The 12,820-nt window shown below is 69.5% G+C and carries 7 protein-coding genes and 1 pseudogene; 2 read left to right on the top strand and 6 right to left on the bottom strand.

Features of this window, described 5'->3' with window-relative positions:
• Nucleotides 1-5: 5 nt before the first annotated feature.
• From AB0J95_RS00330 to mfd, 4 genes and pseudogenes are all read right to left on the bottom strand, one after another.
• Nucleotides 6-3,086, bottom strand: a complete 3,081-nt coding sequence (locus tag AB0J95_RS00330) for a S41 family peptidase (RefSeq protein ID WP_364750188.1) — start codon at nucleotides 3,084-3,086, stop codon at nucleotides 6-8.
• Between the two features lie 763 nt (nucleotides 3,087-3,849).
• Nucleotides 3,850-4,533, bottom strand: a pseudogene (locus tag AB0J95_RS00335) (MazG family protein); the annotation flags it as partial.
• Between the two features lie 14 nt (nucleotides 4,534-4,547).
• Nucleotides 4,548-5,522, bottom strand: coding sequence for a hypothetical protein (locus tag AB0J95_RS00340; RefSeq protein ID WP_364750190.1), 975 nt, complete (start codon nucleotides 5,520-5,522; stop codon nucleotides 4,548-4,550).
• A 40-nt stretch (nucleotides 5,523-5,562) separates the two neighbouring features.
• A complete protein-coding gene (mfd, locus tag AB0J95_RS00345) occupies nucleotides 5,563-9,120 on the bottom strand; it encodes a transcription-repair coupling factor (RefSeq protein WP_364750193.1) in 3,558 nt (1,185 codons plus the stop codon).
• 266 nt (nucleotides 9,121-9,386) lie between these two features.
• Between mfd and AB0J95_RS00350 the strand changes: the two genes are divergently transcribed.
• Both AB0J95_RS00350 and AB0J95_RS00355 read left to right on the top strand, forming a co-directional pair.
• Nucleotides 9,387-9,803, top strand: coding sequence for an SRPBCC family protein (locus tag AB0J95_RS00350; protein ID WP_364750196.1), 417 nt, complete (start codon nucleotides 9,387-9,389; stop codon nucleotides 9,801-9,803).
• Nucleotides 9,800-10,237 (top strand): MarR family transcriptional regulator, encoded by a 438-nt coding sequence (locus AB0J95_RS00355; RefSeq protein WP_364750199.1) that lies wholly within the window; start codon nucleotides 9,800-9,802, stop codon nucleotides 10,235-10,237. The genes AB0J95_RS00350 and AB0J95_RS00355 overlap by 4 nt, the downstream gene beginning before the upstream one ends.
• Here AB0J95_RS00355 and AB0J95_RS00360 read toward each other — a convergent pair.
• Both AB0J95_RS00360 and AB0J95_RS00365 read right to left on the bottom strand, forming a co-directional pair.
• Complete coding sequence (locus AB0J95_RS00360; RefSeq protein WP_364750202.1) at nucleotides 10,223-11,572, bottom strand: long-chain fatty acid--CoA ligase; 1,350 nt, start codon at nucleotides 11,570-11,572, stop codon at nucleotides 10,223-10,225. The genes AB0J95_RS00355 and AB0J95_RS00360 overlap by 15 nt on opposite strands.
• Nucleotides 11,569-12,771 carry a PQQ-dependent sugar dehydrogenase gene (locus AB0J95_RS00365; protein ID WP_364750205.1) on the bottom strand — a complete coding sequence of 401 codons (1,203 nt, stop codon included), beginning with the start codon at nucleotides 12,769-12,771 and terminating at the stop codon, nucleotides 11,569-11,571. Before AB0J95_RS00365 ends, AB0J95_RS00360 begins: the two co-directional genes overlap by 4 nt.
• Nucleotides 12,772-12,820 lie beyond the last annotated feature (49 nt).

Consider the following 12,820-nt stretch of genomic DNA (forward strand, 5'->3'; position numbering starts at 1 on the left):
CGGTTTCATAGCGGCGGCAGGGCAGGCGGGGTAGCCGCGGGCTTCTCCGTCAACGCCGCCAGGGCCAATCGGATGGCGGTGTCGAGTTGCGGGTCGTTGCCCGCGGCGTCGTCCTGCGGTGTCAGCGGGACCTCGACGTCGGGGTCGACGCCGTGGTTCTCGACACCCCATTCGAAGCCCTGGATCCAGGTGGCGTATTTCGCCTGCGTGACAAGGGTTCCGTCGACGAGGTGGTACCGGTTGTCGATGCCGATCGTGCCGCCCCAGGTGCGCATTCCCACAATGGGGCCGATTCCGAGGGCTTTGATCGCGCCCGCGACGATATCGCCGTCGGAGCCGGAGAACTCGTCGGTGACCGCCACGATCGGGCCGCGGGGAGCGTCCTGCGGATAGGACTCCGCGGGATATCCGTCGCGCCCGGTCTGCCAGCCGACAATGCGGCGGGCCAGCTTTTCCACCACCAACTGGGAAAGGTGGCCGCCGCGGTTCTCCCGGACGTCGACCACGAGCGCGTCGCGCCGCATCTCGGTGCGCAGATCCCGGTGCAGCTGGGCCCATCCGGCCGCGACCATGTCCGGCACGTGCAGGTACCCCACCTTGCCGCCGGACTGGGCATGCACGTAGGCACGCCGGTCCGCGACCCAGGCGTGGTAGCGCAGCGGCGTGTCATCAAGCAGGGGAACGACAACGACCCTTCTCGGCGCCCCGCCCGCGGCGGGGCCGATGGTCAGCTCGACGGGTTTCCCCGCGCTGCCAGCGAGAAGCGGCGCCGGACCTTCGCGTTCGACCTGATGTCCGTCCACGGCGAGGATCGCGTCACCGGCTCGCACACCAACTCCGGGGGCGCGCAACGGGGACCGCGCGTCGGGGTCGGAGGTCTCGCTCGGCAGGACGCGAGTCACCCGCCAGACGCCTTCGGCGTCCGGTGCGATGTCCGCGCCCAGGAGACCTACGCGCACGCGGGAGTCCGGCGAGTCACCGGCTTCGACGACGTAGCAGTGTGAGGTGTTGAGCTCGCCCTGGACCTCCCAGAGCAGGTCGACCAGGTCGTCGTAGGATCCCAGTCGCGGCACCAGGAACCGGTAGCGGTCGAGTTGCGCCTGCCAGTTGATGCCGCCCATGTCGCTGCGCCAGAAGTGGTCCCGCATCAACCGGCCGGCCTCGTCGTATGCCTGTCCCCACTCGGTCGCCGGGTCGACGGTGATCCGGATCCGGGACAGGTCGATGTCGACGTTGTCCGAGCTGTCGTCGTCCGCCTTGTGCTCGGACGGCAGCACTTTCAGCGAGCGTCCATCGTGGACGACGATCCGCTTGCCGTCGCCGGTGACCCAGAACGAGTCCAGACCGTCCACAAGGGACTCGGTGCGGCGCTTCTCGAAGTCGAACCGCTCCAGCGTCGGCCGGGGCGGGCTGTCGTCGGTCTCCGCGAGGTCGTGTCCCAGTTCGCCGGACAGCGGCCGGGTCATCCACAGCACGCCACCCTTGGCCGGGTACAGCGAGGAATACCGCGCCGCCGCCACCGGGAACGGCACGACCCGCTCGGCAAGCCCTTCCACGTCAACGGCTACGCGGGGCGTGTCGTCGTCGTCCGATTCCTTGTCGTCGTCGGACTCGGTGAACGGCCGCCCCTGGGACTGCGGCGCGAACGGCGAAGGAGTCGTCGCCGACAACGGCACGAGATAGGGCCGCGATCCCCCTGAGAAGTACATGTCGAACACGTGCACGTCGTAGTGCGGGTCGAAGCTGCGCGCCGACAGGAACGCCAGGTACTTGCCGTCCGCGGTGAACACCGGCTCGTGGTCGTCGAACCGCAGCGGCGTAACGTCCACAATAGACAAGCTGGTGGTGTCGGCCATCTTGATGTGCCGCAACGGGACCGGCCCGGGGTGCGACCACGCGAGCCAGCCTGAGTCGGGCGAGAACTGCAGCCCGCCGGGGTCGCCGTCCTTGGTCGAGATCACCGTCCGGATCTCGCCGGACTCCACCTCGACCAGCATGACCCGCCCGTCGTGCGTGGTGAGGCCGACGTGCCGCCCGTCGGGTGCGGCGACCAGCTCCAGCACGCGGCCGATCTGCCCGGTGCCGATCCGCCGGGGAGCGCCGCCCTGCACGGGCACGACCTCGAGTGAGTCGTCGCCCTCGACGTCGGTCACCCAGATCACGTGGTCGGTCGTCCCCAGCACTTGCGGCATCCGCGCCCGGACACCCTGGCGCGCAACCAATGCCCGCGCCGGGCCGTCCCGATGGGTCAGCCAGTGCACTGTGCCGCGGACTTCCACGACGCTCGCCCGTCCACTGTGGTCAGTGCCGACGTCACCCAGTGACCATCGCGCGGAGATCGGGTACGGCTGCTTCGAGGCGCCCGCGCCGCCGAGTTTGATGTCCAGCATGCGCGGCGCCGAGTCCAGGTCGTCCAGGATCCAGATGTCGCCGGCCTCGTGGTACACCACCCGGGTACCGTCCGTCGACGCGTTGCGCGCGTAGAACTCCTGCTCGGTGTGCCGCCTCAGGTCCGTCCCGTCCGGGAGGCACGAGTAGAGGCTGCCCACACCGTCCATATCGGACAGGAACGCGATCCGCTCCCCCACCCACATCGGCGATACCAGGCTCGCCGTCACGTCGGCGAGGATGCGGGTGAACTCGCCCTGCCCGTCCCGGTCGACCCACAGCCGCCCGGCCGTGCCGCCCCGGTAACGCTTCCACCACGCTGGTTCCACCGAGATCCGCGAGCCCAGCACGACCGCGCCACCGGGTCCATACGCGACATCCCGGACCTTGCCGAACGGCAGCAGCCGAGGCGTCCCATCCAGCGGCACGGCGTAGGCCACGGTGCGACGGGACTGCGCCTGGCCGACCGAACTCACCGCGAGGATCTCGCCGTCCGGGTTCCAGCCCACCACCGACGTGCGGACGGCGCCCCAGTGCGTCAACCGCCGGCTCGGCCCACCCTCGGCCGGAGCGACGTGCACCTCGGGCTCCACGTCCCGCGTGGACGTCCAGGCCACCCACTGGCCGTCCGGGGAGATGCGGGGACTCTTGACCGGCACCTGGTCCGCGGAGACCCGCCAGGCCCGCCCACCCGCCACGGGGGCCAGCCACACATCATCCTCGGCGGCAAAGGTGACAAAGTCCCCATTCAGATGGGGAAAACGCAAGTAGGCAGAACCAGTCACTCGTCCCAACCTACCTCCCCCCACCCCCACCAAACCCACAAATAACCGCCACCATCCCCACGATCGCGACCGATGGCCGACGCCGGATCAGGCCCGCATGGCAGGAAAAGGGCATCAGTCCTCCGGACCAACAGCGACACTGCCACCGGAAAGCCCAGGCTCATCCCGACCCGAGCAGCTTCCCGGGAAGCACCCCACACACCGACACCGCACCGCCGCGCGAGCACCTACCCAGCGGAAACCGCCCTGGGCCGATGAATCACGCCAGCACGGCAATGCAGGCATACCACGCAGGTCGCACCACACCGAGACGCGAACACCTACCCAGCGGAAACAGTACGCGTTGCGGACGTGGGTGCCCCCGGCCGCCGAATCAGATAGCAGCATGGCAATGCAGGCATGTCATCTGGGTTACCGCACCGAGGTGCGAGCAGTTTCACCCGCCGCTCCCGCATGGCAACGTGGGCCCGCTACTGATCGCCAGGAACTGCGCTGGTCATCCGCACTGCTCCGGTTCCCGCGACCCGCTCACCGACCGCCCGGCATCGACAACCCAGCCGCGCCCTGCTCAGGACCGGTAGCCGTCGGGGCGATGTCTCCACAGAGCAGCACGGGCTCCACCGTGGCCAGACCGAGTGGGTTCGCGGGAACCGCGAGGTCGATGTCCGCGTGTGGGTCAGCGGGGCCAGAAGCGGTGCCAGTCTTCTTTTGTCATGGTGGTGGGGGTGGTGCCGGCGTCGCGGGCGGCGCGCTCGGCGGTGCGGATGTCCTCGGCGAACTTGCGGGCGACGGAGCGGACGTCGGCCTCGATGTCCTCGTCGCCGTTGAGGCGGGAGGTGGCGGCGAGGGTGAAGATCCGCTCCGCGGGGCTGTCGCCGGAGGGGAGGAGGTCCGCGGGGAAGTTCGCGCGGGCGGTGCGTTGGGCGAGTTTGGCGGCGAGCGCCACCGCGGGGGCGCCCATGGGGACGCCGTCGATGGACGACTCGCGCTTCTTCTCGTCCTGCTTGAGCTCCTCCCAGCGCTTCTGCTGGGTGGAGGCGTCGCGGACCTCGGGGTCGCCACCGGCGAAGACGTGCGGGTGGCGGCTCACGAGTTTGTCGATGAGCATCGCGGCCACGTCGTCGATGGAGAACGGGTCGTCCCGGTCCTCCTGGGCGACTCGGGCGTGGAACAGGACCTGCAGCAACACGTCGCCGAGCTCCTCGCGCAGCGCGGTGCGGTCACCGTCCTCGATCGCCTCGATCAGCTCGAAGCATTCCTCGATCAGGTACTTCCGCAGCGTCTCGTGGGTCTGCTCGGCATCCCACGGGCAGCCGCCGGGTGAGCGGAGGCGGTCCATGACCGCCACCGCCTCCAGCAGCTTCTCGCCCGGCGTCACTGCTGCTTCGCGCCGGTGTTCGCGGTGAGGAACATGCTGCCGGTCGCCGCCTCCTCGGTCGGGATGACCTTGAGCAGCACCGGGTCCCAGGCGCCGTAGCGCTGGTTCGGCTGCACACCGGCCTTCCACGCGTCGGCCAGCAGCTGGGTCTGGCCCGCGGCGACGAGCTGCGCCGGGTCGGCCTGGCTCAGGTCCAGACCATTGCCGGCCGGGGCCGCAGCACGCTTCTTGATGTACACGACCGCGTAGCCGCCCTGCTGCGAGTCGGGCAGCCGCCACATCACCACGGTGCCCTCCGGCGCGCCCATGAACGGCAGCGCCGCGTTCTCCAGGATCTGGCTGGTGGCCTGGGCCATCTGCTCCGGCGGGATCTCACCGGGGATCGCGCCGATGTTCTGGTCGGTGATCGGCTCCGGGATCTCCAGCTCGCCGACCAGCTTCTGGAAGTCGGCCGGGTTGGCCGCCAGGCCCCTGGCCAGCTTGCGCGCCTTGTCGGCGTCGGTGAGCACCGCGCCGTCGATGGTGACGATGGTCTTGCCGATCGACCGGCGGCCCAGCTCGCCCATGATCAGCCGGTCGCGGGTCAGGTCGTTCGCCGGGAACGCACTGTCCACGAGCGACAGGAACGGGTCGCCGCCGGTGGCCTTCGGACCGGTGAGCGCGGGCGCCAGGGCCGGCAGCATGCTCTCGTTGACCGTGATGCCCTCGGACTTGGCCGCGGCCGCGGCCAGCACGTGCAGCACGTCCTGGGTGACGATCCCACGGGCCACCAGGTCCAGCTTGTGCTGCTTGGCCACCTCCTGGGCCTGCGGGTTCTTTGACAGCACGTCATTCAGGCGCTGCTGCACCTGTTCGACAGTGGACGCGGTCGTCGAGCCGACGGTGGCTGCCACTTTCGGGTCACCCTGGCCGGTGCTGCATCCGGCCACGAACACTGTGGTCACGGCGATCAACGCGATGGATCGGCGCATGGCGGTCGTCACAGTACTTAGCCTCTCACAAGCCTCTGAGTCACCCGACTGGGGCCGGTGCGATCACCAAGGACTCCAGGAACTTGCCACACCAGTCGAGCAGATCCTGGTCGCGCAAGGCGGGTGCGCCGATCCGCCCACCCGCCGGGCCCTCGGTCGGCCGGGGCACGACCACGGTGTTCGTGACCGCCTTGTAGTTCGCCTTGGGGTACAGCCGCTTCAACCGGACCAGCTGGGAGTCGCGCAGGTCCAGCGGGGTGAACCGGATCGAGGTGCCCTGGGTGGTGACCTCGGTGACCCCGTGGGTGCGGCAGACGTGGCGGAAGGTGGCCACGGCGAAGAGCCGCTCGACCGGCAGCGGCGGCGAGCCGTAACGGTCCTTCAGCTCCTCCCAGACGTTGTTCAGCTCGGCGGCGTCCCGGGCCGCGGCGATCTTGCGGTACGCCTCCAGCCGCAGCCGCTCGCCCGGCACGTAGTCGTGCGGGATGTGCGCGTCGACCGGGAGGTCCACCCGGACGTCGGCCAGCTCCTCCTCGCCCTCGGGCGCGTCGGCCCTGGCGTGCTTGCGGAACGCCTCCACGGCCTCGCCGACCAGCCGGACGTAGAGGTCGAAGCCGACGCCCGCGATGTGCCCGGACTGCTCCGCGCCCAGGATGTTGCCCGCGCCGCGGATCTCCAGGTCCTTCATGGCCACCGCCATGCCCGCGCCCAGCTCGGTGTTCTGCGCGATGGTGGCCAGCCGGTCGTGCGCGGTCTCGGTCAGCGGCGACTCCGGCGGGTACAGGAAGTACGCGTACCCGCGCTCACGCCCGCGGCCGACCCGGCCGCGCAGCTGGTGCAGCTGGGCCAGGCCGAGCATGTCGCCGCGCTCGACGATCAGCGTGTTGGCGTTGGAGATGTCCAGGCCGGTCTCGACGATCGTGGTGGACACCAGCACGTCGTGCTCGCGCTCCCAGAACCCCTGGATGATCTTCTCCAGCCGGTCCTCGTTCATCTGCCCGTGCGCCACCACCACCCGCGCCTCGGGCACCAGCTCGCGGATCCGCTTGGCCGCGCGCTCGATCGACGAGACCCGGTTGTGCACGTAGAACACCTGGCCGTCACGCAGCAGCTCGCGCCGGATGGCCGCGCCGACCTGCTTGTCGTCGTAGCCGCCGACATACGTGAGGATCGGGTGCCGGTCCTCGGGCGGGGTCAGGATGGTGGACATCTCCCGGATGCCGGCCAGCGACATCTCCAGCGTGCGCGGGATCGGCGTGGCCGACATGGTCAGCACGTCGACGTGCGTGCGCAGGGCCTTGATGTGTTCCTTGTGCTCGACGCCGAACCGCTGCTCCTCGTCCACGATCACCAGGCCGAGGTCCTTGTACCGGATCCCGGTCTGCAGCAGCCGGTGCGTGCCGATGACGATGTCCACCTCGCCGTCCGCCAGGCCCGCGATCACCTGCTCGGACTCGCCCGGGTCGGTGAACCGCGACAGCCCCTTGACCACCACCGGGAACGACCGCATCCGCTCGGCGAACGTGTTCAGGTGCTGCTGCGCCAGCAGGGTCGTCGGCACCAGCACGACCACCTGCTTGCCGTCCTGCACCGCCTTGAACGCCGCCCGGACCGCGATCTCGGTCTTGCCGTAGCCGACATCGCCGCAGATCACCCGGTCCATCGGGACACCGCGCTGCATGTCCGCCTTGACCTCGTCGATCGCGGCCATCTGGTCGGCGGTCTCGGTGAACGGGAACGCGTCCTCCAGCTCACGCTGCCACGGCGTGTCCGGCCCGAACGCGTACCCCGGCGCGGACTGCCGGGCCGCGTACAGCTGCACCAGCTCGGCCGCGATCTGCTTGACCGCCTTGCGCGCCTTGGCCTTGGTGTTCTTCCAGTCCGACCCGCCGAGCTTGTTCAGCGTCGGCAGCTCGCCGCCGACGTACCGGGACACCTCGTCGAGCTGGTCGGTCGGCACGAACAACCGGTCGCCGGGCTGGCCCCGCTTGGACGACGCGTACTCCAGGACGAGGTACTCGCGGGTGGCCCCGGCGACGGTCCGCTGCACCATCTCGATGTACTTGCCGATGCCGTGCTGCTCGTGCACCACGTAGTCGCCGGTCTTGAGCGCCAACGGATCCACGGCGTTGCGGCGCCGGGACGGCATCTTGGCCGACATGTCCCTTGTGGACGTTCCGTGCCGGCCGCCGGTCAGGTCGGTCTCGGTGAGCACGACCAGGGCCGAGCCGGGCGCGATGAACCCGTCCTCGAGCGCGCCCCGCACGACCGTCACCACGCCCTTGGCCGGCGCCTCGACCAGCCCGTCCTCGGCGAACCGGGCCGGGACGTCGACCTCGGACAGTTGCTCGACAGCGCGCTGACCGGTACCGGAACCCGGCACGACAAGGACCGCCGCGCCACCGGACGCGGTGTGCGCGCGCAGGTCGGCGAACGCCCGCTGGATGTCGCCGCGGTAGGTCTCCACCGGCCGGATGCCCAGCGGGACAACGCCTTCCGCGCCGGTCAGCTGGCTCAGCGTCCACCAGCGGCGGCCGGTGTCGCGCGCGTGCGTCACCACGTCGCCCAGCTCGCGGTACGCGCTCGCGCCCAGGTCGATCGGCGCGCGGCCGCCGCCGGCCGCGGCCATCCAGGACGCCTCCAGGAACTCCTGGCCGGTGCGGACCAGGTCGTGCGCGCGGGTGCGGATCTTCTCCGGGTCGATCACCAGCACGTGCGACCCGTCCGGCAGCACGTCGGTGAGCAGCTCCAGCTCCCCGTCGCAGAGCACCGGGATGAGCGCCTCCATGCCCTCGACCGGGATGCCGCCGGACAGCTTGGTGAGCATCTCGGCCAGGTGCGCGTCCGACGCGTGGTCGGTGGCCAGCTCGGCGGCGCGGCGCTTGACCTCGTCGGTGAGCAGCAGCTCCCGGCACGGCGGGGCGACCACCTCGCTGACCTTGACCGGCAGCGAACGCTGGTCGGCCACCGCGAACGGCCGGATCTCGCTAACCTCGTCGCCCCAGAACTCCACGCGGTAGGGATGCTCCGCGGTCGGCGGGAACACGTCCAGGATGCCGCCGCGCACCGCGAACTCGCCGCGCTTCTCCACCATGTCCACACGCGTGTACGCGAGGACGACCAGCCGCTCGATGAGCTCCTCGAAGTCCTGCTCACCGCCCTGCACCAGCACCACCGGCGCCAGCTCGCCCAGCCTCGGCGCCATCGGCTGGATCAGGCTGCGCACGGTCGACACGATGACCTTGACCGGCGCGCCCTCCGGGTGGGCCAGCCGGCGCAGGACGGACAACCGCTCCGCGACCGTGTCCGCGCGTGGCGACAACCGCTCGTGCGGCAACGTCTCCCAGGACGGGAAGTCGGCCACGACATCCCGGCCGAGGATGTCGCGCAGGGCGGCGGTCAGCTCGTCGGCCTCTCTGCCCGTCGCCGTCACGGCCAGCACCGTCGAGGACGCCGCCAGCGTCGCGGCCACCACCGGGCGGACCGCCGGCGGGCCCTCCAGGTCGTAGGCGGGCGCACCGGCGGCCTCGGCGACCACCCTGGTGACAGGATCGCCTGCGAGACCGGCCAACAGACCAGCTAGCGGAGCTTGTGACACAACGGCATCCCCTTGGCCGACAGATGCGGGTCCGCGGACCCACGAATTTCAATCGGCCACCAGCTTACGTCCGGGGTCTGACAATTTTCGGATCGCCTGGTCAGAGCCCACTTCTACCTGGGACGAAGGCCGCAGGGCCCCAGCAGGTCCGGTGCGCCCCGAACGACGGGTCCACCCTCTTCGCCGGTCCACTGTAGACAGTTGTGCACGCGGTGACACCGAAGGGGGACTTGTCATTTTAGTATGCGCGCTTATAGTATGCGCACATGACAACTTACGAGTACGAGCACTCCGAGGTCACTGACGCGTCGACGGATGCGGTGTACGCATTGTGGGCAGACGTAACCAGATGGGCTGAATGGGACACATCGATTGTGGGCATCACGATCGACGGACCCTTCGCGGCGGGAAGTAGGGGGACGATGACGATCGAGGGCATGCCACCGATCCCGTACACGCTTACCGAGGTCACGGTGGGCCGGAGCTTCTCGGACGAGACCGCCATCCCCGGTGCGGTGTTGCGGTTCGGCCATGTCGTGGAGACCGTTGACGGTGGGCGCACGAAGGTCACCCACAGGGTTGAGATCGAGGGTGAGAACGCCGCGGAGCTCGGGCCGATGGTCACCGGGGACGTACCGGAGGCGATGCGGGCGCTGGTGAAGCTGGCATCCTCTGCGGCATGACCCCACGAACCCGTTGGGCCGGCCCCGAGCAGAGTCCCGGGTTCCTGATGTGGCAGGTGACGCTCGCGTGGCAGCGGGCGATGCGGGCCGCGCTCGCCCCGCACGACCTGACCCACGTGCAGTTCGTGCTGCTGGCGACCGCGTGGTGGCTGGGCAGGACCGAACCGCCGACCCAGCAGGCGGTCGCCACTCAGGCGGGGACCGACACGATGATGACCAGTCAGGTGCTGCGCAAGCTCGCCGACCGGGGCCTCATCACCCGGGAGGAGGATCCGGCGGACGCACGAGTCCGCCGGATCCGCGTCACCGATCCCGGCCTCAAGGTCCTCACGCCCGCGCTGGCGGATGTGGAACGCGCCGACGAGGAGTTCTTCGCCCGGCTGGGCGAACGGAGTACCGCTTTCGTGGACGGTCTGGGACTACTCGCCGAGTAACGCCTGTTTGTCGGGCTTCCCGCTCGCGGCGATCGGGACCGACGCGACGAACCGGAAAGACACCGGGACGCTCGCCGGGCCGAGCTCCGTTTCGACCAATGTGGACAGTGCCTCGACGGAGGGTTCCCTGCCCGCCACCGGGATCACGAAGGCGTGGATCTGCTCGTCCGCGCTGCCGACGACGTAGGCCTGGTCGACGTCGGGGTGGGTGGCGAGCACGCCTTCGACCGGGCCGAGGTACACCGGGTAACCGCCGACGATCACCACGTCACGCGCTCGTCCGGTCAGATAAAGGAATCCGTCATCGAGACGACCGATGTCCCTGGTCCGCAGCCAGCCGTCCACCAGCACCGCCGCGGTCTCGCCGGCGTTGTCCCAGTACTCCCGCATCAACGCCGGGTGCCGCACCCAGATCTCGCCGTCCCGGATGTCGATCTCCACGCCCTCCACCGGGCGCCCGACCGACCGGAGAACACCCGATGAGATGTCCGATGGTGTCAGCAGAGTGAGCGATCCGGCCTCGCTCTGGCCGTACCCTTGGAACACCACTGGGCCGAACCGTTCGACCGCTTCGGCGAGCCGGTGCGGGGCCAGTGGCGAGCCCGCGACGAGCATGCCCTTGAGGCTCGATGTGTCGACCGGGTTGTCCCGCAACGAGTCCAGCATCGCGTACAGCCGAGGCACGTTCATGATCGTGAACGTGATGCGGTACTTCTCAATCACCGCAGGGAATCGCGGCTCGTCGGCGATCACGATGACGCCACCCTGCAGCAGCGCCTGCTCCATGTAGTCGTACACAACCGCGCTGGCCAGGCTGCCGAACACCAGGTGCCGGTCCATCCGCCCGGCCAGTCCCGCCGCGTCCCGCCACTTCGAGCTGGGCGTCATGGACTCGTACGTGAAGACGCATCCCTTGGGCAGCCCCGTGCTGCCGCTCGTGTAGACCAGCCGTGCCACGTCCTGGGGCCGGGAGGTGACCAGCAGCGGCTCGCTTTCCGTGGCCAGCAACGACTTGATCTCATCGTCGGTGACCATCACGGTGACCCCGGCGGACCGGATGTGCTCCAGCTGCTTGGCGCTGAACCCGGGCCGGATGCCGACCACCATCGCGCCCAGGGCATACCCGGCCAGGTAGGCCGCGATCGCCTCGGGTGTCACGGAGGTGTCCATCGCGATCCCGGTGCCCCGCTTGACGCCTCTGGCCCGCAGGCCGCCCGCGATCCGCGCGACCATGTCGAGCAGCTCGGTGGTGGTGACCTGCCGGGACTCGTGTTCGACGACGACCCGCCCGGGTTCGTCGCGCAGCGCGGCGAAGACCGCGTCGGGGAACGTCATGCGCCAAGTGTCACACGCAGCAGTTTGTCGTTGTCCCCGTCCGAAGTCGTGATGTACAGGGCGCCGTCGGGGCCTTGGCGGGCCGCGCGCAGCCGGCCGAACTTGTCGTTGAACTCCGCCGGGATGGACACCGAGACGACGTTCGCGTTGTCGTCCAGCTTCATCATCAGGACCTTCGCGCCCTTCAACGCGGTCACAACGAGTGCGCCGTCAAGAGCACCCCATTGTGTTCCGGACAAGAACGTCGCCGCGCAGACCGCTTCGGTCGTCTCGCCGGACTCCCACTTCGCCTGCACCGCGTCCGGGAACCGCTTCAGGTCCGTCATCGGCACATCTTCGTCATATGAGGTGACTCTGCCGCCCTGCGACGGGTCCCAGCCGTAGTTCTTCCCCGGCTGGATGAGGTTGACCTCGTCGTTCTTGTCCGGGCCGTGCTCGGCGGTGATCACCTGGCCGCTGCCCGGCCGGATCGCCACGCCTTGGACGTTGCGGTGACCGTAGGTGTACACACGTTGCTCGTTCGGGTTCTTTGAGGACAGGAACGGGTTACCCGAGGCCGGGCTGCCGTCGCGCAGGTTCAGCCGCAGCACCTTGCCGCCCAGGCTCGTCCGGTCCTGCGAGATCGCGGGCTTGGCGGTATCTCCAGTGCCCACCAACAAGGCGCCATCAGCGGCGATCGCCGGGCGGCAGCCGGAGTGCCGGCCGCTCTGGTTCACCGGCAGGCCGGTCAACAAAGGACCGATCTTGGTGGCGGACCTGCCGTCGTCCGAGAGCTGCCAACGAACCAGCCGGATGTCGACGGCCTTGCCGTTCTCCTGGTGGTCCTGGCAGGTGATGAACTGCCGGGTGGTCTTGAAGTCCGGCTGGATGACCATGCCCAGCAGGCCACCCTCACCGGCCACGAGAACGTCCGAGAAATCCGCCTGCACCTGCGTGACCGTGGCGCCGGGCTTGGACGACGACAACAGCGCCAGCTTGCCGGGCCGCTGCGTGACCAGCACCTGCCCGTCCGGCAGGAACCCGATGTCCCAGCCGTGCTGGAGCCCGGATGCGACCTCCTCGACCTTCAGGCCAGGCGCTTTCGCTTGGCTGGCCGGGGTGGTGGCGGTACCCGAGGGGACCGGGACCTGCCCGGTCGAGGTGCTGGAGCACCCCGCGACCGCCGCGCCGATGAGGAGGAACATCCCGATCCGTCGCATGTGCCCAGAATGCGTCACATCACGTCCAATCACTGTGTGGCCGTGGCCG

Origin of the sequence: Actinocrispum sp. NPDC049592 (assembly GCF_040675465.1) — a bacterium.
In the GTDB taxonomy this organism is placed as follows: Bacteria; Actinomycetota; Actinomycetes; order Mycobacteriales; family Pseudonocardiaceae; genus Kibdelosporangium.